This is a genomic window from Enterococcus sp. AZ079 (genome assembly GCF_050547255.1).
GTDB classification, from domain to species: Bacteria; Bacillota; Bacilli; order Lactobacillales; family Enterococcaceae; genus Enterococcus_D; species Enterococcus_D casseliflavus.
The window spans coordinates 1,318,473-1,342,252 of the sequence record NZ_CP172955.1; the positions used below are offsets into that span (position 1 = coordinate 1,318,473).

21 protein-coding genes, 1 tRNA gene and 1 riboswitch are annotated in these 23,780 nt (G+C 43.4%); of the genes, 16 read left to right on the forward strand and 6 right to left on the reverse strand.

Annotated elements, in window-relative coordinates; genetic code table 11:
• Positions 1–83 precede the first annotated feature (83 nt).
• The 3 genes from IGJ15_RS06425 to IGJ15_RS06435 all read right to left on the reverse strand — a co-directional run bounded on the left by IGJ15_RS06425 (position 84) and on the right by IGJ15_RS06435 (position 3,266).
• On the reverse strand, positions 84–1,355 hold the full coding sequence (locus tag IGJ15_RS06425; protein WP_311902421.1) for a hypothetical protein: 1,272 nt from the start codon (positions 1,353–1,355) through the stop codon (positions 84–86).
• A gap of 196 nt (positions 1,356–1,551) precedes the next feature.
• On the reverse strand, positions 1,552–2,778 hold the full coding sequence (locus IGJ15_RS06430) for an Ltp family lipoprotein (RefSeq protein ID WP_333719295.1): 1,227 nt from the start codon (positions 2,776–2,778) through the stop codon (positions 1,552–1,554).
• A 405-nt stretch (positions 2,779–3,183) separates the two neighbouring features.
• Positions 3,184–3,266 (reverse strand) — tRNA-Leu (locus IGJ15_RS06435).
• A gap of 195 nt (positions 3,267–3,461) precedes the next feature.
• Between IGJ15_RS06435 and IGJ15_RS06440 the strand changes: the two genes are divergently transcribed.
• The 4 genes from IGJ15_RS06440 to IGJ15_RS06455 all read left to right on the forward strand — a co-directional run bounded on the left by IGJ15_RS06440 (position 3,462) and on the right by IGJ15_RS06455 (position 8,056).
• On the forward strand, positions 3,462–4,574 hold the full coding sequence (locus IGJ15_RS06440; protein WP_311902423.1) for a hypothetical protein: 1,113 nt from the start codon (positions 3,462–3,464) through the stop codon (positions 4,572–4,574).
• The gene (locus IGJ15_RS06445) at positions 4,571–5,785 is read left to right on the forward strand and encodes an ABC transporter permease (RefSeq protein ID WP_333719294.1); all 1,215 of its coding nucleotides are present in this window, start codon (positions 4,571–4,573) and stop codon (positions 5,783–5,785) included. The genes IGJ15_RS06440 and IGJ15_RS06445 overlap by 4 nt, the downstream gene beginning before the upstream one ends.
• Positions 5,786–5,795: 10 nt before the next feature.
• Positions 5,796–6,671: an ABC transporter ATP-binding protein gene (locus IGJ15_RS06450; protein WP_074535217.1), complete on the forward strand. Its 876-nt coding sequence runs from the start codon at positions 5,796–5,798 to the stop codon at positions 6,669–6,671.
• 167 nt (positions 6,672–6,838) lie between these two features.
• Positions 6,839–8,056, forward strand: coding sequence for a pyridoxal phosphate-dependent aminotransferase (locus IGJ15_RS06455; RefSeq protein WP_005229975.1), 1,218 nt, complete (start codon positions 6,839–6,841; stop codon positions 8,054–8,056).
• 55 nt (positions 8,057–8,111) lie between these two features.
• On the opposite strand, the gene IGJ15_RS06460 is transcribed toward IGJ15_RS06455, so the two are convergent.
• A complete protein-coding gene (locus tag IGJ15_RS06460; protein ID WP_005229977.1) occupies positions 8,112–8,291 on the reverse strand; it encodes a hypothetical protein in 180 nt (59 codons plus the stop codon).
• A 159-nt stretch (positions 8,292–8,450) separates the two neighbouring features.
• Between IGJ15_RS06460 and IGJ15_RS06465 the strand changes: the two genes are divergently transcribed.
• The 5 genes from IGJ15_RS06465 to IGJ15_RS06485 all read left to right on the forward strand — a co-directional run bounded on the left by IGJ15_RS06465 (position 8,451) and on the right by IGJ15_RS06485 (position 15,793).
• Positions 8,451–9,296: a helix-turn-helix domain-containing protein gene (locus tag IGJ15_RS06465; RefSeq protein WP_015509901.1), complete on the forward strand. Its 846-nt coding sequence runs from the start codon at positions 8,451–8,453 to the stop codon at positions 9,294–9,296.
• A gap of 68 nt (positions 9,297–9,364) precedes the next feature.
• The gene (gene nagA / locus IGJ15_RS06470; RefSeq protein WP_194193768.1) at positions 9,365–10,510 is read left to right on the forward strand and encodes an N-acetylglucosamine-6-phosphate deacetylase; all 1,146 of its coding nucleotides are present in this window, start codon (positions 9,365–9,367) and stop codon (positions 10,508–10,510) included.
• A gap of 123 nt (positions 10,511–10,633) precedes the next feature.
• A complete protein-coding gene (locus IGJ15_RS06475; protein WP_311902425.1) occupies positions 10,634–11,473 on the forward strand; it encodes an SDR family oxidoreductase in 840 nt (279 codons plus the stop codon).
• A 195-nt stretch (positions 11,474–11,668) separates the two neighbouring features.
• Complete coding sequence (locus tag IGJ15_RS06480; protein WP_430599359.1) at positions 11,669–12,370, forward strand: ABC transporter ATP-binding protein; 702 nt, start codon at positions 11,669–11,671, stop codon at positions 12,368–12,370.
• Positions 12,371–15,793, forward strand: a complete 3,423-nt coding sequence (locus IGJ15_RS06485) for an FtsX-like permease family protein (RefSeq protein ID WP_311902426.1) — start codon at positions 12,371–12,373, stop codon at positions 15,791–15,793. It abuts the gene before it with no gap.
• 44 nt (positions 15,794–15,837) lie between these two features.
• Here IGJ15_RS06485 and IGJ15_RS06490 read toward each other — a convergent pair whose 3' ends face one another.
• On the reverse strand, positions 15,838–16,437 hold the full coding sequence (locus IGJ15_RS06490; RefSeq protein ID WP_005231932.1) for an FUSC family protein: 600 nt from the start codon (positions 16,435–16,437) through the stop codon (positions 15,838–15,840).
• A gap of 98 nt (positions 16,438–16,535) precedes the next feature.
• Here IGJ15_RS06490 and IGJ15_RS06495 point away from each other — a divergent pair, with 98 nt between their 5' ends.
• Entirely contained in the window at positions 16,536–17,498 is a 963-nt protein-coding gene (locus IGJ15_RS06495; protein WP_311902427.1) for an aromatic acid exporter family protein, read from the forward strand.
• 32 nt (positions 17,499–17,530) lie between these two features.
• On the opposite strand, the gene IGJ15_RS06500 is transcribed toward IGJ15_RS06495, so the two are convergent.
• Positions 17,531–18,487 (reverse strand): Gfo/Idh/MocA family protein, encoded by a 957-nt coding sequence (locus IGJ15_RS06500; protein WP_311902428.1) that lies wholly within the window; start codon positions 18,485–18,487, stop codon positions 17,531–17,533.
• A 123-nt stretch (positions 18,488–18,610) separates the two neighbouring features.
• Between IGJ15_RS06500 and IGJ15_RS06505 the strand changes: the two genes are divergently transcribed.
• The 6 genes from IGJ15_RS06505 to IGJ15_RS06530 all read left to right on the forward strand — a co-directional run bounded on the left by IGJ15_RS06505 (position 18,611) and on the right by IGJ15_RS06530 (position 23,599).
• The gene (locus IGJ15_RS06505; RefSeq protein ID WP_005229993.1) at positions 18,611–19,114 is read left to right on the forward strand and encodes a hypothetical protein; all 504 of its coding nucleotides are present in this window, start codon (positions 18,611–18,613) and stop codon (positions 19,112–19,114) included.
• Between the two features lie 32 nt (positions 19,115–19,146).
• Positions 19,147–20,157, forward strand: coding sequence for a M15 family metallopeptidase (locus IGJ15_RS06510; protein ID WP_311902438.1), 1,011 nt, complete (start codon positions 19,147–19,149; stop codon positions 20,155–20,157).
• Positions 20,154–20,759: a glycoside hydrolase family 73 protein gene (locus tag IGJ15_RS06515; protein ID WP_311902429.1), complete on the forward strand. Its 606-nt coding sequence runs from the start codon at positions 20,154–20,156 to the stop codon at positions 20,757–20,759. The genes IGJ15_RS06510 and IGJ15_RS06515 overlap by 4 nt, the downstream gene beginning before the upstream one ends.
• Before the next feature lie 20 nt (positions 20,760–20,779).
• Complete coding sequence (locus tag IGJ15_RS06520) at positions 20,780–21,457, forward strand: hypothetical protein (protein ID WP_010749577.1); 678 nt, start codon at positions 20,780–20,782, stop codon at positions 21,455–21,457.
• An 82-nt stretch (positions 21,458–21,539) separates the two neighbouring features.
• Positions 21,540–21,637, forward strand: a riboswitch (purine riboswitch).
• Between the two features lie 76 nt (positions 21,638–21,713).
• Entirely contained in the window at positions 21,714–22,295 is a 582-nt protein-coding gene (locus tag IGJ15_RS06525; protein ID WP_010749578.1) for a xanthine phosphoribosyltransferase, read from the forward strand.
• A complete protein-coding gene (locus IGJ15_RS06530; protein WP_010749579.1) occupies positions 22,295–23,599 on the forward strand; it encodes a nucleobase:cation symporter-2 family protein in 1,305 nt (434 codons plus the stop codon). Before IGJ15_RS06525 ends, IGJ15_RS06530 begins: the two co-directional genes overlap by 1 nt.
• Positions 23,600–23,780: the final 181 nt, after the last annotated feature.

The window sequence follows — 23,780 nt, forward strand, 5'->3', positions numbered from 1 at the left end:
CCAATCTTAAACAGGAAGATTGGTCGGTTTTTTGTTTACGCTAAGAAAAAATGGGAAATTTGGTCTGTCTCGTCCACTACATACTAATTTTCCATGTTTTCAATCGCAAATTCGATCTCATCAGGTAAGAAGCCGTTCCCTTCAAGATGAGCAGCCATATTTCTTTGACGGATCCCTAACACCCGGCGGGATTGATTGGCGCGCCCTAAAGCATGGCGATACCAATCTACGTCAAGGGTCTCTAGTGCCCATTGTGTTTCCTCCGCAGTGAAACCTTCTGTTTCTAACAGTTCTGCCATCTCTTGTTTTGAATAAAAGCGACGATTTCCTTGAGCTCTAACGAGGAAAAAAGCTTCACGTTCTCGTTCTGTCGCATTGTTTTCGCGCTCATAGCGTGCTGCTACAGTCGGGGCGAGATGAAACCCTGCTAAAATCGTTTCCTCGGTCAATTCGTTATCAAACACGTAGGTTCTAAATTGAAAACGATTGTCGTTTTCCAGTTCAAGCCATAGTGATTCAACCAGAAATCGATAACCGACTGGAATCGTTTCATAAACTGCATCGGCAATTTCGTAAAAATAAGCGGAAACGGCTTCGTAAGGAGTCATTATCTCGGGAACGATTTCCGTCGTTTGCCCATTAAACAAAGTGATTGCGGCAGGGTATTTTTCGCCAGCATTCGTAAATGTGAGAATCTCCACTGGCTCATGTTTTGTTGAAAAGACATTCATGGTCACACCGTTCGCCAAATCAATAGCACTCTGCCACTCGATTTCTTGGTCATCGCTTTGTTGGTGTAAGTGTTCAAGTGTATCAGGTGTCAAACCAAGCTTTTCTCGTGTATCTTCATTAATTCCTTCTTCATCGGCAAGAGGACTGTTTGCTCCAGCGGTCACTAGTGCTAAATCCTCTTCGTATTCGTTGAATAATTCTTGCAATTTTGCTCGTCTACTGACGATGATCGGGCTCTCTTCATGGATGGCAAGTAAGGCTTCGATACGGCCATTGCGAGCGGCAACCCAACTGGGCATATCCAGATAGCGAGCTTCGATCGCTTCTTGAGCGAGTGCGATCATTTTTTCCGTGTTTTCAATGAATGCCGCCTTGTGTTTTGAGTTGCTATTGACCTGGTCTAGAAAGGCCAATTCTGCTTCTTTGCCTCGAATCATCAGTTCGAGATTTTCAATACTTAAATCATAAGTAAGATTTTCTGCATGATAGGTATGTTCCCAACCAGCATCTAAAGCTGCCCCGATGCGCTCAGAAAGTTCCTCAGGACTTGCTGAATTTATCGTCCCACATCCTGAAATCAGGGACAGTATTAGTAATAAAGGCAACAAAACTTGTTTTTTCATTTTTCTCCTCCTCGTGAGACTCTAGTAAACCTCGCCAATTTGTACGAATGAACGCATCAGAGCACTTTCTTGGGTATAAACATAGCCACAATATAAGGGACATCAACTGACCCCCAAAGTTAGACCCAAAAACCTAACTTTTTGGGGTCACTACAACAGCATATGGGCATCGTGATGCCCTTTTCTTCGCTAGCTTTTAGTTACCTATGTTTGTCATCGCGTAGTCGATTTGTTCTTCTGAAAAGTCTTCAAAAGTCAATAACCGGCGAATGTTCTCAGGAGGAAGACTCATCAAGGAATGGTAACTATTTGCTTTCTTCAACGCCTGCTCGTTCCAATCAATCGTGAGCTGATCGACTGCCCATTGTGCATCATTATGGGTAAACCCTTCAAATTCTAATTGTTGTATCAATCGTGCACGTGAGAAAGCCATGAGGTTCGTATAGGATTCGGCACGAGCGATCGCTCGTCTTTGTTCTGAAGATCCTTCATTCTCGGTCTGAGTTTGTTCGTCCTTGTTTTGCTCTTGCTGCAAAGCCGTAGCTGCTTCTTGTTTGGCGTTTGCTTCTTGAAGCTGTTGATACACGGTAGTGACCATGTCTTGATCAATGTCATGATCAAAGCCATAGGTCATCACCGCCAGCTGATGTTCATCAGAAGATTGATCGAATCGATTCATAAACATCATTGATTCACGAGGAATATTTACGGCGAGCGCTCGTAAAATCGTTTCATAGAAAGCAGCTTTTTGCTCGTCGGCAGTTTCCCGATTCAGAACAGTAAACCCAGATGCGTACTCCTCATCGGGCATCGCAAAAACGAAGACGTCAACATTCGTTTCGCTTGTGTGGTAAACGGTGGCAGTGAGTCCATCGTCAAGTTTGATTGTGCGATGAAGAGTAAGCGCATCTTCTGTGAGCTGCTGAAGCTGCTCGATATCGTCTGCCAAAAGCCCCAGCTTTTCCCGCGGGTCGGCTTCAGGAATCGTTTCGTTTGCTACCTCTAGTAGACTGTTGAGGTTGTCTTGATTACTGAGAATGATAGGGCTCCGTTCATGAATCGCAGCCAGAGCTTGGCTATAACCAATGCGGGCAGCAAACCAAGCAGGGACATCGATCCGACGCTCCACTAACGCTCGTTCAGCGGTTGCCATCAAATCAATCGTGTGGCTGATCAATTGCTGAAGGTCTTCGTCGGAAGAATCAAGTTCTTCCAAAATAGCCAGTTCGGCTTGGCTGCCTGCAATCAGCAATTCTAAGGTCGCTGGTTGATAATAGGCCCAACCCGTTCCAGACTGGTTTGTATATTCCAGTCGTGCGTCGATGCCAAGCGCAACGGTCTCTGACAGTTCTTCATCTGCCTTCGTGCAGCCGATAAGCAAAATAACGAATGACAATAGGGTGATCAGTATTCTTTTTTTCATTAGACTCCTTCTTTCTATCGAAAGTAACTGAGAAAACGGTCGGCAGAGGTTGGTTCATCTGGGGGAAGGAGGAGGGCAGGTGAATGGAAAAAATGTTGAAAAGATTTCCATCACAAGTTCATTCAAGCAATTGTTTCTGATACGCTAATAAGAAAAAACGGAACATCGAACTAAATTTTATGAATAGTCGTTGTATTATTCATTTTATATGAAAAATAGCGTGTAATGCAACGGAAAAAGAATTTTTATCGGTTTTTTATAATTAGGGAAAGGAAGCTTACTATCAACTTTTGAGGAGTAGGCGCTCAAGATCAAAGCGATCGAAGGAATTCATTGAAGGATCGCCAGGGGGGATCTTTTGTGTAAACAAAAAAACAGCTTCCCACAATGGGGAAGCTGTAAGGATGCGGAAAATGGGATTTGAACCCACACGAGCGATTGCTCACAAGACCCTCAATCTTGCACGTCTGCCATTCCGTCATTTCCGCAAATACTATAGAAGGAAACGCAGGCTAAGGTAGTTCTGTCACGCCGCGTCTAGAAAATATCTTACCTGATTTTCAGCAGGTTTGTCAATAACTTTTCCTCATGCTATTTGAAAGAATTTTCAGACTTTAGATTGCATTTTTTTCCATAAAAGGTATGCTAAAAGAATGAATAATTATTTTTTGAGAGGAGAGCAAATGAACTATTTTAAAAACCAACTGGCAAAAGCTGTTAAGCAGAAAACATTCATCTTCCTACTCATTGGTGCCTTTAGTTTGGGCTGCTGTTTTTCCATTTATTTGAAACTGATGGAACCTGTCAACTTGCCCGCTACCATTACCGCCGAAAAAGCGGAGGCTTCACGGCTTGTTGATCGCTACCAAGCCAATCAGTCGGGCTCGCCTGACCAGCAAGAGGTATATCAACTTTTGCTTGAAAATAATACACTGACCTCACGGCAGTTATCCAACTTGATTATGGAGGAATATGAACGATTTAATCAAACGAGTATTCAAATTGCGGAGCTAAAAAAGCAGATTTGGGCGTCTGAAGTTGATGACAAAGCCTTTTTACCGCCGATGTGGACGATCGAACAAGAGCAAACGGTCTATCAAGCCTTAGCCGAGCAAGAAAAAGATCCGGTTCTCACGGCTGCTAATACCCAGACGGCTGTCGCTTTGGCAATAACGTTTTTACTGAATTTTGGGTTCTTCTTCTGGGCTTTTTTTGCTAGTGACAATTTATTAGAAGAAAGAGAACACTTCTCCTTGATCCGCTCATACCCGCAGATTTTCCCAATTCGGATGGTCAGTAAGGTTTTTGTCAAAACGATCACCAATTTAGGAATCTTGCTCGTGTTTTTCTTAGGCGTCTTTCTTTCAATGAGCCTTCTGGGGGAGTTCGGGGATTGGCAGTATCCAGTAGCCGTCTATCTCAGTGGGGATTGGGTAGCCTTACCTTTTTGGCAGAGCGTTTTATATAGTATGGCTTCTTTTGCCTTGCTGATTGGTTTGATCGAATGCTTAGGTTTTGTCATGAACATGGTCGCAGCCAATCGATACGTCTCTTTCTTTTTACTGGTGCTTTTTTATGGATTCGGCTTGATTCCGATGCTGCAAAAGATCCCTATATTACCAGTTCATCTAGCTGCTATGGATAAATTTTATTCGGGTGCCTTTGCTTTGGGCTCTGGCACTTCTTGGGGCGTCTATGCCAGTTGGCTGCTGACGCTAGTGTGGATCTTCCTTTGTTTAAGCATCATGCTCGTTGCGGATAAACAGAATCGCTTGTTGAGAGGAGGCAAAGGATGAAAGACTATTTTTTCTTTGAATTACGCCAGTTGTTAAAAAGCAAGAAAACCATTGGCCTTTTTTGCTTGCTGCTGATCTACAGCGGCGTTTACAGTTTTTGGCAAAGAGACTTTCGCCCGATTGAACGAGTAGATAAAACAGAAATGCAACAACGCTATACTGTGCGACAAGATTTTCTTGATCAACAAGCAGCCAATCCCTCTGACCATTGGTCGGCATTCATGGCAGTCGAAATGTTTACCCCATGGAATGAAGCAGAAAAACAACGGCTCGACGCGCTAGCCGAGAAAGACTGGCAAGCATACGCACAAAGCACAAGTACTTGGTACCATCTCGCTTTGCAATTTACCGATGAACGAAATATATTTTATACCCCTGATTATTACACGTTTCGAAATTACTATGCTGGGTATGACGGGCGCTTCGGCTATGCATCAACCGCAAAACTGATGGAGGCTTTTAGCCAGCTGCCCAATAGCAAACTCTCTCAAGCAGTCATGGAGCAAAAAACGGGGGTGCAAGCATTACAGCGAAGCTTCACTGAATATTTACCGATTCTATTAATTGCTGTTTCTTTATTTTTGGCGATCGATTGCTTACCAAAAGAACGAAGACATAAATCCCTGTTTCTTTCACTGCCATTATCGGCAGAAGAGATCCTTTGGAGCAAAACGGCAGCATTGATGGTTGGTTCTGCAATCGCAACGCTAGGAACCATGTTCTTTATCTGGTTTGGCTCTGGAATTCAATTCGGCTTTGGTTCCTTGGAACTGCCAGTCACGATTTTATCATCGACCTTTGATGCCCGCTACCCGATCACAGATTTCAATGCTTTTGAGACCCAATCCATCGGTCTTTTTCTAAGTCAATGTTTTCTTGCGACGCTTTTCTTGCAGTTTATCTATTGTCGTGGCATCTTGCTGTTCAGTGCCCTGTTTCGCTCAGAGCTGATTAATCTGCTTGTGGCTGGTTTTTGTTTGCTTTCGCCCTTTCTTTTCCAACGGCGCTGGTTTAGTGCCTACCTTGATAAAACGCTGTATGTCTATCTGTATCAAAATGTGGGACAAGTCCTTTCAGGCTGGACACGCTTTTACTTTGGTTCTGCAGGATTTACGATTGAGAAAGGCTTACTTTTATTAGGCGGGGTTTGGCTTCTGATCGAAATGTGTTTCTTTTTGACGATCCAACGCAAAAAATTTCATTTAGCATAGGAGGAACGATATGTTAGAACTGAAAAATGTGACCGTCACGTATACGAGAAAAGTATTGGATCAACTTTCCGTTGCTTTTTCTCCCGGGGAGATCGTCGGGTTAGTCGCCCCTAACGGCACTGGGAAATCCACACTATTGAATGTGGTGATGAATTTCATCCAGCCGAATGAAGGCGCAGTATTTTTAAACGGCAGTCAAGTATATGTGACCAAAAAATCAGAAGTGGCAGCGCATCAACAAATTTCATTTTTTCCTGACCAAAATGATTTGTACAATGATTTAAGCGGACTCGAGCATTTGAAACTGTATCAGCGAATGTGGCGTTCAGAGGAACGCTTGGTGGAAGAAACGATTGCTCGTTTGCGAATGAGTGATTACATCAAACGCCCAGTGGGAACCTATTCGCTGGGGATGCGGCAACGTCTGTGCTTTGCGATGCAGATCGTGACAGATACGCCATACATGTTGATGGATGAGGTGATGAATGGCTTAGATCCGACAAATGTCGAATTGATCTCCAACGTGTTGAAAGCCTTGCGGGAGCAAAAGAAAGCAATCGTGATCGCTTCGCATATTTTGACGAATTTAGATTCTTACGCGGATCGGGTCTTGTTTTTAAAAGACGGTAAGATCATTCACGAATACCTTGGCCGCAAGTCGTTAGTCAATGAACCGTTGTATGTAAAGACGGATTCGGCGGATTTCTTGGTGGCTTTTCCAGAGTTAACGACAGTGACTATCGATCTGCAAGGGCGGATCTATCTAGTAGAAATCAGCGATCCGCAGTTGCCGCAACGTTTTATCGCAGCAGGAATCACTGATTTTTCGGTGGGGCATTTGGCGTTAAATGAATTGTACTTGAAGTATTTTCCTGAAAATTCCTGAATGAACCAAATTCAGTGGATGAACGCAGGGCAAGCGCTCTCGACCCAGAGGTGAAAAATTTTCGCCACAGTTAAAATTTTTTTGCTATAATAGGTTCAATCTGAAAAGAGATCAACGACGAGAACCAATAACCTGACGTTGACCTATGGTTAAAGGAGAAATGGAATATGAAGAAATTTTCAAAGTCGTCAAAACTTGAAGGGGTCAGTTATGATGTACGCGGCCCTGTTTTAGAAGAAGCTGATCGGATGCAAGAAGAAGGCATCAGTATCTTAAAATTAAATACTGGGAATCCCGCGCCCTTTGGCTTTGAAGCCCCAAATGAAATCGTTAGAGATTTAATCATGAATGTGCGAGAGTCGGAAGGCTATTCTGATTCAAAAGGGATTTTCTCGGCACGTAAAGCGATCGAGCAATATTATCAATTACAAAAATTTCCTGATGTGACCATCAATGATATTTACACAGGTAATGGTGTTTCCGAGCTGATCACGATGTGTATGCAAGGGTTATGTAACAATGGGGACGAAGTGCTCGTGCCGATGCCAGACTATCCCTTGTGGACTGCTTCGATCTCATTAGCTGGCGGAAAACCCGTCCATTATATTTGTGATGAACAAGCAGATTGGAATCCTGATATCGAGGATATCAAAGCCAAAGTAACCAGCAAGACGAAGGCCATCGTCATTATTAATCCAAATAATCCCACCGGCGCCGTTTATCCGAAAGAAGTTTTACAACAAATCGTCGAGGTTGCTCGTGAGCATGACTTGATCATTTTCTCCGATGAGATCTATGACCGTTTAGTCATGGATGATTATGTCCATGTACCGATTGCTACACTAGCACCAGATCGCTTCGTTGTGACGCTAGGCGGTTTGTCTAAGTCTCACCGAGTGGCAGGCTTCCGCGTTGGCTGGATGGTTCTCAGCGGGGATAAGTCCAATGTCAAAGACTATATCGAAGGCTTGAATATGTTGTCTTCGATGCGGCTGTGTTCCAATGTTTTATCGCAACAAATCGTCCAGACTGCATTAGGCGGCTATCAAAGCTCCGATGAGCTGCTGCTGCCAGGTGGTCGAATCTATGAACAAAGAGAGTTTATCTACAAGGCGATCAATGATATTCCTGGATTGTCAGCAGTGAAACCGAAAGCAGCCTTTTATATTTTTCCTAAAATTGATATTCAGCGCTTTAACATTACCAATGATGAACAATTTGTTCTCGACTTTTTACATGAACACCATATCTTGTTGGTGCACGGCGGTGGGTTCAATTGGCAACAGCCCGATCATTTCCGTATCGTCTACCTTCCTAATATGGAAGATTTAAAAACGACTGCTGAAAAAATGACAGAATTCTTGGCAGCGTATCGCCAGAAGTAAGTACATGAAAAAGCACCGCTCCTTCAGCAATCGTGAGGGAGCGGTGCTTATGTTTTTATTCGGTAACTGGTTGACAAATTTTTTTGCTGACAATCATCCGATTGGTAAACTTATCCAGCATTTCAGCACTAGGATCGGTCACTTGAACGAGGACCGAATTTTCATATTCCCGTTCGATGATCCCTTGGTATTTTTTGCCTTCCCATGTAAAAAAGATCGTACTGTCGATCGTCATCTTAACACCTCATTTGAAATTGTGGAAAAATAACAAGACATTCTTGAAATTGCTTTCCTTTTTGTCATTATGTGCTAAAATAAAGAAAATTAAAAATGCGAATTCGCATTTTTGACAAGAAACGTTCGATTTTTTTAGAATTCCCCCTGGAGGACGATTATGAAAAAAAGAGATGAATCTTTTGGTCAAAATATCCGTTCAATTCGGTTGAAACGAAAGATGACCCAGAAGATGTTAGCGGAAGATATTTGTTCGCAAAGTGTGTTAAGTCGTATCGAAAACAACGAAGAGCTGCCCAATGTCTGGGTGATGTATCAAATCTGCCAACGCTTAGGCGTCACCTTAGATCAAGTAATGATGCTTCATTCGGAAGAGATCAACAAAACCAATCAAATCTTTGCCGAGATCGAATCACATTTTGTCCATAAACAATTTCAAGAAATGCGGGAAAAAATGGAAGACAAGGCGATCAAGGATTATTTGTATCTGGATTCAGATATGCAAATGTATTACTACTATCTAGGAAGCTGTGATTATTTCCTCGATCAAAACTATGATGCCGCCCTTGAGGCGCTGAAAAAAGGACTGGCCTATTCCTATCAACAGGATAAGACCAATGTTTCGGTGATGGAAATTCGTATCCTGAGCTGCATGGGTCGTGTCTATAGTGATTTGCTGCAACTGGGTGAGGCGCGTTTTTATTTAGAAAAAGCCTACGATGCCATGCATGCCTTGCCGCCGGAGCGACTGTCCACAGCGCTGACGAAAATTTATTACAACTATGCGGTCTTTTTAAAGGAGCAACAAGAAGACTGTCGCGCGCTAAAAGTAACCAACGAAGGCATTGCCCTAGCAAGAGAGAAAAATAGCTTGTATTTTCTTGAAGAATTGTTTGAACTAAAAGGACAATTGCTTCAAAGACTAAAAGAAGAAAAAGCAGCTGAAAAAAGTTTTCAACTGTATCGTGCCGTCATGGATATTCGCCAATCTGACAAAGTGGTGTAGACCTTTCTTGACTTCTGCTACAAATAAGAGTACTTTTAAGGAAGAAAAGAAATAGAGGAGCGATCAAGATGAATAAATATATTTACGCAGACAAATTCTTTCTGAAATCAGCGGTTCATGGCCCTGGTTACTTGGAGGTCAAGGAGGGAAAATTTGGCGCGATCGTCGATGAAGTCCCTGCTGGTGCAGACGTAGAAGATTATTCAGGCAAATGGGTAGCACCGGGTCTTGTGGATACTCATATCCACGGGTTTATGAACCATGATGTGATGGATAACGATGCAGAAGGCATCAAAGCCATGTCAGAAGGTCTTTTGTCTTGTGGTGTGACATCGTTCTTACCGACAACCTTAACATCCAGCAAAGAACGGTTGCGGGATGTTGCTGAAACCGTTGGGAAAGTCAAAGACGAAGTTACAGGAGCGAAGATCCAAGGCATCTACTTTGAAGGTCCGTTCTTTACTGAAGAACATAAAGGGGCGCAAAATCCAATCTACTTTGGTGATCCTGATATTGATACCTTCCATGAATGGCAAGAAGCTTCTGGTGGAATTATCAAGAAAATCGCCTTGGCTCCTGAGCGCGAAGGTGTGAGTGAATTTGTTTCGCAAGTGACGGAAGAAGGCGTAGTGGTTGCACTAGGGCATAGTAACGGAACGTTACAAGAAGCGCAAACAGCAGTAGAAGCTGGTGCCAGTGTCTTTGTTCATGCCTTCAACGGAATGCGCGGATTAAACCATCGTGAACCTGGAATGGTTGGTGCATTACTTTCATTAAAAGAAGTTTTTTCTGAGTTGATTTGTGATGGCCACCATGTACATCCTCAAGCAGCTGAGATTTTGATGGAAAAAGCTGGTCACGACCATGTGGCCTTGATCACCGACTGTATGATGGCTGGCGGTATGCCAGACGGTGATTACATTTTAGGTGAATTTCCAGTAGTGGTAAAAGATGGCACGGCTCGGATGGAAACAGGCAATCTTGCTGGCAGCATCTTGAAACTAAAAGAAGCCGTGAAAAATGTTGTAGACTGGGGAATCGCTACCCCCCAAGAAGCGGTCATGATGGCCAGCTTGATCCCAGCGATCAGCTGTAACATCGACCACGCTTGCGGCATGATCAAACAAGGTCGTCCAGCAGACTTCATTGTTTTGGATCAAAAAATGAATTTAGCAGCCACTTATTTAGATGGTGTTTGCCGTTACCAAGCATAAAATGAAACAATCTGCTTCAAGAAACAAGAAGAGAGCTTCTCTTGATCTGTTTTTTGAGCAGATTTTTTTGTTTTCAGTTATGATGAAAGAAAAAGGGGATTCTTAGAAGGGGAAGGTGGTAAATTGAAGACGATTTTAGTTACGGGTGCCAACGCTGGCATGGGCTTTGCAACAGCCAAACAATTGGCAGAAATGAGGATGCATGTGATTTTGTATTGCCGTTCTGCCGAACGAGGACAGGCAGCACAGCAACGTTTGAAGGAAGAGACTGGCAATCCAAGCATTGATCTAGTGATCGGTGATTTGGGGTCATTGGCTAGCGTGCGCAAGTCAGCCGCCGAAATCAACGCCCGCTTTGAGAAATTGGATGTACTGATCAATAATGCGGGCATCGTCAATTTAAAAAAAGAGCGAACAGCCGATGGATTTGAACAAATGCTGGGCGTAAACTACGTGGGGCATTTTGAACTGACCCGTCAGTTATTGCCGCTAATAAAACGTGCGGATGCTGGTAGGATCGTTAATGTTGCTTCTGGTGCTTACAAATTTGTAAAGAAAAAGGATCAGCGCTTTTTCGATGTACCGGATTTTTTACCTTGGCGGGAATATGGCCGCTCAAAAAAAGCCCTGATTTTATTTACGGATGCACTTGCCTTTCAATTGCGCAATACGACCGTTACTGCGAATGCCTTGCATCCGGGAGCTGTGGCGACCAGCTTAGGCGTCAGCCGACAAACAGGATTTGGTCAATCTGTCTACAAAATGCTCACGCCTTTTTTCAAAACACCAGAGGAAGGGTCTGATACAGCGATATATTTGGCACTAAGCCCCGAGGTGGCTGGCACTAGCGGGCGCTACTTTGTCGACCGTCAGGCAGTGCCGACGGAGATCCTTGATGAGCGGCAGCAAGCGCAAAAACTTTGGGAAGAAACCCAGCGAAGAATTGCCGACCAAGCACAATGATTGGTTTTTGTTCTTTGTCAATCAAATTAGATGGAAGTGTAAAATCGATTCTGGGACAGAATGAGCATCATTTTGTCTCAGATTTTTTAATTTGATAAAATGAGCTGCTTTTTTGCTGTTTCTTTCGCAGGAATAAGTATGATACACTATTAAGCGAGAAAGCGCATGCGGCGCTGGAATTCTTGGAGGAACATAATGAGTTATATCGAAGTTGTGAAAGAAGTGAAGAAATACACAATGGGCGACACGGTCATTGCTGCTAATGATGGTGTTTCGTTTTCTGTAGAAAAAGGAGAGATCGCACTGATCCTTGGTCCAAGTGGCGCTGGTAAGTCCACCGTTTTGAACATATTAGGCGGAATGGATCAATGTGATAGTGGCAAAGTGATCGTTGATGGAACAGGTATTGCTGGCTTTGATGCCAAACAATTGACGACCTATCGCCGCAAAGATGTCGGTTTTGTCTTTCAGTTTTATAATTTGGTCCCTAATCTGACAGCCAGAGAAAACGTTGAACTCTCAGCACAAATCGTGCCAGAGGCACTTGATGCTGCTGAGATCTTGACCCAAGTTGGGCTTGGTGATCGCTTGGATCACTTTCCAGCGCAATTGTCTGGTGGCGAGCAGCAGCGAGTCACGATCGCTCGTGCTATTGCGAAGAAGCCCAAATTGCTGCTTTGTGATGAACCAACTGGGGCACTTGACTATGAAACGGGGAAACAGATTTTAGCAATTCTAGAAAAAACGGCTCGCGAGACTGGGACGACCGTTTTGATCATTACACATAACAGCGCATTGGCTCCCATGGCTGATCGTGTGATCCATATCAATGATGCAAAGGTCCGCAAGATGGAAAAAAATACTCATCCGATTCCAATTGCCTCTATTTCTTGGTAAATGCCTATGAAAAAAACATTATTACGTTCCAGTTTACGTGAAATTAGGCAAGCACCCGGGCGGTTTTTGTCCATATTAGGCATTATCTTCTTAGGGGTCGCTTTTTTTGTGGGGATCAGTGCAACAGGTCCGAATATGGAACAAGCAGCTGAAGATTACTTTGCTCGCCAGAAATTAGCGGACTTTACGATTGCGTCAACTTTAGGGTTGTCGACTGCCGATCGGGAAATCATTGAAGAAATGCCTGGTGTCACGTCTGTTGAAGCAGAGCAGATCGCCGATATCAATGCCGAAAATCACCGTGCCGTGATCCGTGTCTTTTCCCTTTCGAAGGAGCGGCAAGTCAATCAATATCAGGTGACTTCTGGTCGATTGCCGCAAAAGTCAGGGGAAATTGCTTTGGATCAAGCGGCACAAAGCAGCGGTGGGTTTGCACTAGATGAAACTTTTGAACTGCCAGAAAGCGGTGAAAACCAGCTAGAAACGCACACTTACACGATCGTTGGCTTTGTCAATAGTCCCGAATTTATTGAGAATTTTCATCGAGGCAATAGTACCGTTGGGAATGGGACGGTCGATTACTTTGCAGTAATTCCAGAAGAAGATTTTAAAGAAACTGCGTATGCTAGATTGTTAGTTCGTTTTGATGAGCTATCGCAAGTGGCTAGCTATTCAGAAGCATATCAGACAAAAAGGGATCAAGTAAGTGATGAAGTAGAAGAACAGTTGGCTCCGCGGGCACAAGGACGGCGGCAGGAGTTGATCGATGAAGCCCAACCAGCCATTGATGAGGCCAAAGAACAGATCCGTGATGGCGAAGAAGCATTGCAGCAAGCGCAAGCGGAACTTGACGACGCAACAGAGAAATTGGCGCAGGCGCATCAGGAGTTGACGGAACAAGAAGCAGCTTTTCAGACAGAGATTCAAACTGCCCAAGAGCAATTGAATGGAGAAGCGCAAAAATTAGCTGAGGGGAAACAGGCATTGATCGAAAATCAACGCCTGCTAGATCAAAATGAACAAGCATTGATTCAGCAAGAAGCCCAAGTACAGTCAGCCCAAGCTCAGTTGGCACCCGTTTTGGCACAAAGACCTGAACTGCAAAGGGGCATCCAGCAGGTAGAGGAGCAACTGGCGCTGGCATACCAAGGCATGGATCAAATCAGAAGTGTGGGTCAACTTTCTGCAGAGGAGCAAATGGCCCAGCTGCCTACCGTCTATGCACAAGTAACCGCCGCTCTGGCACAGTTGAACCTGCCGACAGATGTCCTTGGTCCGATTCCTGATCTGGAGGAAATCGATGAAACGATGATTGCTACTATGCTGACGGCAGCTGAAGATACATTGCGTCCACTCATTGCCAAAGGTGAGCAACAACGTGCGCAATTACTTGGGCAAATGGCTGCGATCAATGACCAAGAAGCGCAACTTCAGCAGGCACAACAGCAAGTCAATGCTGGCTGGAGCCAAATCAGAGCTGGGCGCCAAGAATTGGCACAAGCGCAGACCCAGATCACCCAAGGAGAGACGCAGCTGAGCGACGCTCGTGAGACCTTAGCTTCTGAAAAAGCCAAGGGTCAGTCTTTATTAGCTGCTGGTTGGCAAGAATATCGAGAAAACGAAGCAACCCTTCAAGAAAAGCTTGACGAATTTAAAGAAAGAGCACCAAAAGAACGCGAAAAACTTGAAGATGCCAAAAAAGAAGTTGCTGAAAAAGAGCAGGAATTGTTGGATCTAAAACCGGCAGTTTATCGTGTCGCAAACCGCGATGCGAATCCTGGTTATTCAGAGTACCAAGACAATGCGGAACGGGTTTCTTCGTTAGCGACGATTTTCCCAGTTATCTTCTTTTTGATTGCAGCGTTAGTCAGTCTAACCACCATGACGCGGATGATCGATGAAAAACGTAGTGAGATCGGTACATTGAAAGCATTAGGCTATCGTAACTGGGAGATTGGACAGAAATTTTTGCTTTATTCCTCTGCAGCAGGCATCACAGGTGCTGTATTGGGTCTAGCAGTCGGCTTTTCCTTTTTTCCAGCAATCATCATTCAAGCTTATGGACCGCTTTACAATCTCACGGAGTATGAAACCCCATGGTATTTGCGGCTTTCATTGATTGCTGTGGGAGTCAGCTTGCTTTGCACCATCGGTATCGCGTTGCTGGTTTTACGATTTGATTTAAGACAGTCATCGGCTTCATTGTTACGACCAAAGGCACCCAAAACAGGAAAACGAATTCTCTTAGAAAGAATCACCGTTATATGGCGGCACTTAAGTTTTATTCAAAAAGTTACAATGCGAAACCTGTTTCGCTACAAGTCAAGAATGCTCATGACCATCTTAGGGATCGCCGGATGTACGTCCATGATCTTGACTGGATTTGGCCTGAGAGATTCCATCAGCAATATCATTCCTTTACAGTTTGAGAAAATCTGGCAATATCAGGCGGTGATCACCTTTGATGATGAGGATTCGGAAGCAATGAGTGAAACAAAAGCCGCCGCAGAAGATATTGAAGGCTTTGAAGCAGGGTTATTCTTGCATACGGAAAGTCTGACGTTGGCTCAATCGGGGGTCACGCAGCAAGAAGTAACCGTCACCGTGCCAGAAGATCCTGCGGCTTTATCGAGATTTGTCCACTTGAATGATCGGGTTTCAGGAGAAGCTTACGAGCTAGAAGGAGAGGGTGCCATCATCAATGAAAAGCTTGCTAAGTTGTTTGGATTATCGGTGGGTGATACGATAACGTTGACGAATGAAAGCGGCGAAGCATTTGAACTGAATGTGGCTGCAATCGCAGAAAACTACACAGGGCATTTTGCTTATTTGACCCCAGATGCGTATCAAAAGATCTTTCAGGCCGCCCCTTCTTACAACAGTGAGTTATTGAAATTCAGTCAGCGTTTGACGAAATCGGAGGAAGAAGCGATCGCGGCTGATTTGATGGCACAAGACAATGTCATCAATGTTTCCTTCCTCTCAGCTTCAGCGGATGCCTTAGATGACACGACAGCAACCTTGAACATCGTCATCTGGATCTTGATCTCGTCTGCGGGGGCATTAGCCTTTATCGTGTTGTACAACTTGAACAACATCAATATAGCGGAACGCATTCGCGAGTTGTCGACCATCAAAGTATTGGGCTTTTATGATCGAGAAGTGACCATGTACGTCTTTCGTGAAAATATCTTTCTGACGATCTTCGGCATTGCATTTGGTTTATTATTAGGGGTGCTTCAGCATCAATTTGTCTTACAGACCATCGAAGTCGATATCGCCATGTTTTCACCGACAGTCGAACCAATGAGCTATGTGTATGCCGCTGGATTGACCTGCTTATTTTCAAGCGTGGTAGGGATCGCAATGTATTTCAAACTGAAACATGTCAATATGATCGATGCACTGAAAGCCAATGAGTAACAAAAACAGCCTTTTCTCAGAATGATTCTGGAAAAAGGCTGTTTTTATTTTTCTTGTTTTTCTTGTTCGGAAATCTCACCTTGGACTTCTTCTAGCATGGCTTTTAGTTCAAGCTCTTTTTGCCTCAGCACCACCAGATCTTCTTGGATCTCATCCTTTTTCTCTTCCTCAGGTGGTCGAATGACGAAATTGATCGATAGGGCAACTAACGTGCCGATAAAGGTGTCCAATACACGGTCTAAGGCGAAGATGATCGATTCCCCTTGAGGGACACTGGAAGTGATCAAAAGCATCGTCGCAATAGCAGAGATAATGCCAGAATTGTTATTGATGCCATCTGAAAAAACGATGACAAAAATGACTAGCGCTGGCAAGACAAACAATTCGATCAGAAAGTCATTTTGAAAATATTGCTTCGTCAAAAAGTAAAAAATGGCTGTACCGCCGCCGATCGTATTTCCTAATACCCGTGACTTACCAAAAGAGATCGTTGTGGTCAGGTCTTGTCGCAAAGAAAAGACAGCCGACAAGGCAGCAATCAATGGTTGGCCACGATCAAGAAAATGAAAGAGCAGAATACAAAGCATGACAGCAATGGCTGTTTTTATCGTTCGCATACCTAAGCGAAAACGCCCCAGTTTCATGGTCAAATGCCCCCTTTACTTAATCATACCCAAAGCAGTTGAGAAATTCTAGTCTTATTCCTCACAATTTAGTATACTTTTCACAGGAGGTGACAAAAATGAAAATCGGAATGAGGACCGTGAAAACGGCGATTGCTGCTGGTTTATCAATGTTTCTGGCACAACAGATCGGTCTTTTGTATGCGCCAGCCGCAGGGATCATCGCCATTTTAAGCGTCGGTAATACAAAGAAAACGTCACTTTTTACGGGAATCGGGCGTTTGATCTCTTTGGCGATCGCAACGCTCTTAGCTTTTGTCAGCTTCCATTTATTAGGCTTTGGGCCGATAGGATTTGTTCTTTTTCTCTTTCTCTTTATCCCAACCGCTGTCTATTTCAATTTGACCGATGGGATCGTCGTCAATTCTGTCTTGGTGACCCATTATATGATGGAACGTTCGTTTGCTTGGCCACTGATTGGGAATGCTTTTTTATTGATGAGTATTGGCATTGGCTTTGCACTTTTGTTCAATTTATATATGCCAGATGGCGAACGAGCATTGAAAGAAAGACAGCAATTAGTGGAAGAAACGTTTAAAAATCTTTTAAAAGACATGTCGATTGCCTTAACTAAAAAAGAAAAGGCGACGCTTCCCCAGGTCTGCCAAACGCTTTTGGGGGATATCAAGCAAGGCAAACAACAAGCAATGGTGCATAGTGAAAATCAATGGCGAGGAGAAGCCTCCTATTATGAAGAGTACTTTACCATGCGCCAAAGTCAGGCACGCTTACTCTTAGAAATGGTTGACTTATTGCAGTTGTTTTGGGTAGAAGAAGCCTATACAAATGCGTTTCAAGAGTTGCTATCCTTTACTGCCGAGTCCTTTCACGAAAATAACGATGGGAAAGAGATATTGGCAAAAATTGCTGCGCTTTATGAAGATTATCGACAAAAGCCATTGCCCAAAACAAGAGCAGAGTTTGAAAATCGCGCTCAGCTGTTTCAGTTTCTGCAAACCTTTAAAAGTTTTATTGAAATCAAAGCCGACTTTTCTAATCAAATGCAAACAATGGCACGCTAAAAAAAGACTCCTAAAAAGGAGTCTTTTTCATTTTACTGCTGTTCCCAAAAAGCTTGCATTTGATCAAGAACGTCAATGACATCGGTGGTCAAATGGATCGATCCTTCGATCTCGCCATCGATGGCTTTGATCATATTGGCAATTTCATAATTAAGGGCTTGACTGCTTTCGCCAGCTTCAATCACTTCATTTGTTCCATCTCGGAAATGGATCACGGCTTTGTCCGCACGAGGGTATTCATCTACGGTAATGTATCCTTCTTCGAAAGCGACGATACCGGTTTTAGGCATTTTCGCTTGAAAAGTCAGCGTGACACTAGCCATTTCATCGGCTGGATTTTGTAGGATCGTGACTGATTGTTCATCCACACCTGTAGAGAAGGGCTTCATGCTGCTAAACGTCACTTCTGGTGTATCCGTCATGAAAAAGCGGGCAAATGAAACAGCATACGTACCGATATCCAATAAAGCACCGCCGCCTAAATCTGGATTGAAGAAACGATTGCTTGGGTCTGGATCTTTGTAGCTGCCAAATGGTGCTTGGATCATTTTTAATTTTCCTAAGCGTCCGGCATCGATCTCTTCTTTCAACCGAGCATAAACCGGCATATTGAAAATCGTCATTGCTTCTTCTAAGATTAGGTTTTTTTCTTTGGCTAAGGCTAGTTCTTCCGCTAGCTCATCGGCACTGGTGGTGATGGCTTTTTCGCAGAGGACATGTTTTCCTGCCATCAGAGCTTTCATAATAAATTCATGATGAAGATCATTAGGTACTGCAATATAAACAATATCGATTTGCGGATCTTCTAACATGGCATCTGTGCTTTCATAGGCATGGGGAATAGAGTGTTTCTCAGCAAATGCTTGGACTTTAGGGAAACTCCGGGCACTGACCCCATATAGTTCACTTGCTTCATTAGAAAAGCCAGCAGCAAATTGCGTTGCGATATCTCCGAGGCCAATCATTCCCCAACGGTATTTTTTCATCATTGATCATCTCCTTCGTATTTAGTATAACAAAAGAAATCAATTCTTTAAAATAATCAAAAACAATCGCAAAAAGTTTCCATTACGGCTGACTTTCAGTAAAATATAGAAGAGGAGGGATAACATATGCATAATGTATCAATTGCAATTATTTTAAATACCATCATCGAGCAATACGCATCAGAAAAACAGTTTTATGAAACACAATTAGGCATCACCGAGGAGCAATGGGAGGCATGGAAAAATGGCACAATGAGTCTGTCACCTGCTGAAAATCAGAAAGTGAAGCTGCTGTTTTCAGATTATGAATGGATGTTGATCCAAAAAATCATTCGGCAAACCGTCATTTATCCAGAAAAACGCAATCAAGCGGTCGTCGAGTTCAAAAAAATGAAGACTCAAATCGCCAGAACGTGGTTAGCAAGCGATTTAGCGAAAGTCGAATTGTTAACAGAATCTGAAGAAACAGCCCAATACCTTGATTTGAGAGTCAGTATTACGTATGATGAGTGGGGTTATGATGATATACTAAACTTCCGATTGCCCGCTTTTGTTCAGCAGCAAATTCGCAATGAAAAAATCGAACTGTTGGAGTGGGTCAAAGAAAATCTGGAAGAAACTTACAACTAAAGGTAGGATATTTTTTGAAAAAGTATTATGGAATGGCTGCGGCGGCGGGCTTCTTGTTTCTGGTTCTTTTAACCATTCAAGTGAACCGAGTGACCGCAGTCACCCCAACAAAGAGTGCAAGTATCGCTCGTTCAACAGATCAAGCATCAACGGGTGAAACAACAGAAACAAATGAAAAAGAGCCAAATGGGAACACGCAAGAGTCACAAGAACAAGCAAGTGCTAGTGATGAAGTGAACGAAGAGGATTTTCCAACTGTTTCATTGGATGATTGGTCATTGGTTTTGGTAGGCCCAAACAATAAAATCAAAAGCGAAATTGCCCAAAAAGATTTAGGGAAATTGTCGAATGGCTATCTCGTCGATCAACGCATCGTTTCAGCTTATGAAAAGCTGGCAGATGCCGCAAAAGCTGCAGGACATCCTTTGGTGATGGTCTCTGCCTACCGTTCAGTAGCGTATCAAGAGGAGATATTCAATGCCAATGTCAACACCCTGATGAGTCAAGGTCATACAAAAGAAGAAGCAATTCGTATCACGAAACTGACCTTTACTGAGCCTGGCTATAGCGAACACCATACTGGGCTTGCTGTTGATGTTGTGGATCAGGATTGGTATCAAAATCATACAGGAGAACTGCTCAATGAGGGGTTCGGTGATACTGAGGGTGGAAAATGGCTACAAGCTCATGCAAGGGAGTATGGGTTTATCATCCGTTACCCGAAAGGAAAACATGCTATTACGCAAATCGATTATGAGCCTTGGCATCTACGATATGTAGGGGTCGAAGTGGCAATCTACATTGAGGAGCAGGAGTTGACCTTTGAAGAGTTTCTGGAAGAAGCAAAAGAACACATCGCTCGAAAAGAAGCAGAACTGTCCTCTCACGAATGGGAAGATCCTCTGGCAGAGGACTGGATCTATGAGGGTTCTCTTGCTAAAAGTCAAGAAAGCAGTGAGCTTACACAAGATGAGTTGTTGCTGAATGGAGGCAATTTGTTTTCTGAAAATGTGTTTAGTCAGACAAAGGAAGTGAAAAAATGAGCGCAAGACGAAAAAAACAGAAGACTCGTTTCCCATTAGTCTTTCTAGGGTTATTCTTGATTGGGATTGCTTTTATTTTTTCCTTAAATAGTTTGGCAGCCCCCCTTCCCAAAGAGGAAGAAACAAACACGGAAGCCATCTCCCATGAAGAATTTATTGATCGCATCGCTCCTTACGCACAAGAACTGCAAAAGGGCTACGGGATTTTACCAAGTATCATTATTGGACAGGCAATCCTTGAATCAGATTGGGGTCAAAGTTCTCTAGCCAGTGAATACAATAATTTATTTGGAATTAAGTCGTTTGGCCATTCAAAAAAGGTGACATTAGATACCCAAGAGTTTTATAATGGAGAATGGGTCACGATTCAAGGAGATTTTCGTGTCTATGATACTTGGGAAGAATCAATGGATGATCATACGATGTTGTTTGTAAATGGTGTGGATTGGAATCCTGCACTTTATGTAAATGTCTTGACAGCAAACGACTACCGCAGTGCCGCACAAGCATTACAAGATGCAGGGTATGCAACGGATCCGGATTATGCCAGCAAAATCATTCAAGTAATTGAAACCTACCAATTGAATCGATTTGATCAATAAGAAAAGAGAGTTGGCTGCTTATGGAAGAAAAATATATGCCAAAAATCACCACCGATTTGCGCAAAGATATCGTGAAAGTGCCTAAAGTTATTCGAGAGGCTAGCGGTATTCAAATATTTGGAAAACAAATCCGCTCCATTATTTTCACAACGGATATTGCGATCATCCGCAATACAAATGCGGATGCTGTGATTGCGGTCTATCCCTTTACACCACACCCAGCAATTACGAAAGCAATCATCGAAGCAGCGGACATTCCAGTGTTTTCTGGTGTCGGCGGGGGCTTGACCCAAGGATTTCGCTCGTCTTATATGAGCATGTTTGCTGAAGCCCAAGGGTCGATCGGGGTCGTCTTAAACGGACCAACGCCACTGAAAACTGTAGAGCAGGTCTGTAAAGTTGTAGATATTCCCGTTATCAGTACCGTAACGAGTAAGTATACCGAAATTGATGCCAAGCTTGAAGCTGGTGTGAAAGTCATCAATATCAGTGCTGGCAAGGACACAGCAGATACCGTGGCTTTCTTCCGTAAAAAATATCCGAAGCTGCCGATCATCGCAACCGGTGGACCAACCGATGAAAGCATCTTAGAAACGATTGAAGCAGGCGCTAATGCCATCACCTACACGCCGCCGTCCAATGGGGAGCTTTTCAGTAAAAAGATGGAACACTATCGCGATATGGAGAAGCCAGAGTAGGAAATGATCCACAAATGAGAATATTTTTATTTATAAAGGGCATTCCATGCTTGTGTTTTTAATCAAAGACAGGCATAATCGAATCTATCATTTAAAAATTACTTGTATATCGTCGAAATATGGTCGACAGTCTCTACCCGATACCGTAAATATCGGACTATAAGTAAAAATCGTGCCTGTTAGACACTTTTTTTGCTTTGGCAAAAAGAGTGTCTTTTTTTTCAGGATGGAATAGAAAGGAACGAGGAGAGCTAGGATGGAAAAATTAGTTGAGCGTATCAAAACACACGGAAATGTGCTGGGCGAAGGGGTTCTTAAAGTGGACCAATTTTTGACCCACCAAGTGGATTATGAGTTGATGAAAGAAATCGGTGCAGTCTTCGCGGAACGGTTTCAAGGAAGCGGCATCACAAAAGTAGTGACCATCGAAGCTTCAGGGATCGCACCAGCCCTTTATACTGCAGAACAGTTACAAGTACCAATGATCTTTGCCCGTAAAGCAAAGAGTTTGACGATGGATGAAGAGCTGCTGACTGCATCTGTCTATTCCTTTACCAAGCAAGTGACCAGCCAAGTATCGATTTCCAAGAAATTTTTGTCTTCAGAGGATACAGTCTTGATTATTGATGATTTTTTAGCAAACGGACAAGCAGCAAAAGGGTTGATCGAACTGTGTCAACAAGCAGGAGCCAACGTCGTCGGTATCGGTATCGTGATTGAAAAATCATTCCAAAGTGGTCGACAATTACTTGAAGAAATGGGGATTCCTGTTGTTTCACTAGCACGGATCGCCTCATTGTCTGAGGGACAAGTCAGCTTTTTAGAAGGAGATGCCTAATGAAAGAAACGAATAGCCGTTCAGCAGTTTTAGGCTTGCAACATTTGCTAGCGATGTATGCAGGAGCTGTTGCCGTTCCTTTGCTGATTGGAACAGGCCTCGGCTTTAATGAAGCGCAGATGACGTATTTGATATCGATCGATATTTTCATGTGCGGAATCGCTACGCTTTTGCAATTAGTCGTCACCCGCTTTTTTGGGATCGGCCTACCAGTCGTTTTAGGCTGTGCCATCCAAGCTGTCTCCCCATTGATTTTGATCGGCACCAAATCGGGAATCAGTGCGATTTACGGAGCGATCATCGCCGCCGGGATTTTCATTGTTCTGATCGCCGGCATTTTTTCGAAAATCAAAGTTTTGTTTCCACCATTGGTGACGGGAACGGTGATTACCGTCATCGGTTTGACCTTGATTCCAGTCGCCATCACTAAAATCGGTGGAGGGGATGCCGCAGCTGCTAACTTTGGTGATCCAACGAATTTATTGTTAGGTTTTGTAACGATTGCCTTGATCATTGGGGTGCAGGTGTTTGGGAAAGGCTTTATTCGCTCGATTGCCGTTTTGATCGGTTTGATCGGTGGGACTATTTTAGCAGCATTATTAGGCTTGGTGGATCTTTCTGCCATCGCCCATGCGCCTGTGTTTCATTTGCCTCAGCCTTTTTATTTCGGCTTACCAACCTTTGATTTGTGGTCGATCGTTTTGATGATCATTATTTCCATCGTGAGTCTAGTAGAGTCCACTGGCGTTTATTTTGCACTTGGAGATATTACTGAAAAACCGATTACAGGCAATGACTTAAAGCGCGGCTATCGTGCGGAAGGCTTGGCGGTGATCCTTGGTGGGATCTTCAATACATTTCCTTATACTGGATTTTCACAAAACGTAGGTTTGGTTCAACTTTCAGGCATTAAGACTCGTCGCCCGATTTTCTTTTCAGCAATCTTTTTGATCGTATTAGGGCTGTTTCCAAAAGTTGGTGCCATCGCACAGATCATTCCAGAAGCAGTACTGGGAGGCGGCATGTTAGTGATGTTTGGCATGGTCGCTGTTCAAGGGATGCGAATGCTGAGCAAAGTTGATTTTATGAATGACAAGAACTTGTTAGTGATTGCGGTATCGATTGGTTTTGGTTTAGGATTCAATATGATGCCAACCTTATTCAGTCAGATGCCTGAAACCGTTCAAATGTTTACAGGCAATGGGATCGTCATGAGTAGTTTGACAGCCATTGTTTTGAATCTGTTCTTCAATGGATTGCCGAAAGAAACAGACGAAGTGACGGAATTGAGCTTGCAACAGTAAGTTGATTTGATCCAGACGAGGATTCGTCTGGATTTTTTGTATTGTTCCTTTATTTGTCTTATTATCGGCTATCTCACGTGTTGAATACATAACTTTGAGAGAAAAACGAACAATGGTAAGTAAATTTTGTTAATAGTTCGAAAATATTTTGACATTGCTCGGGCAACTCGTTACTATTTAG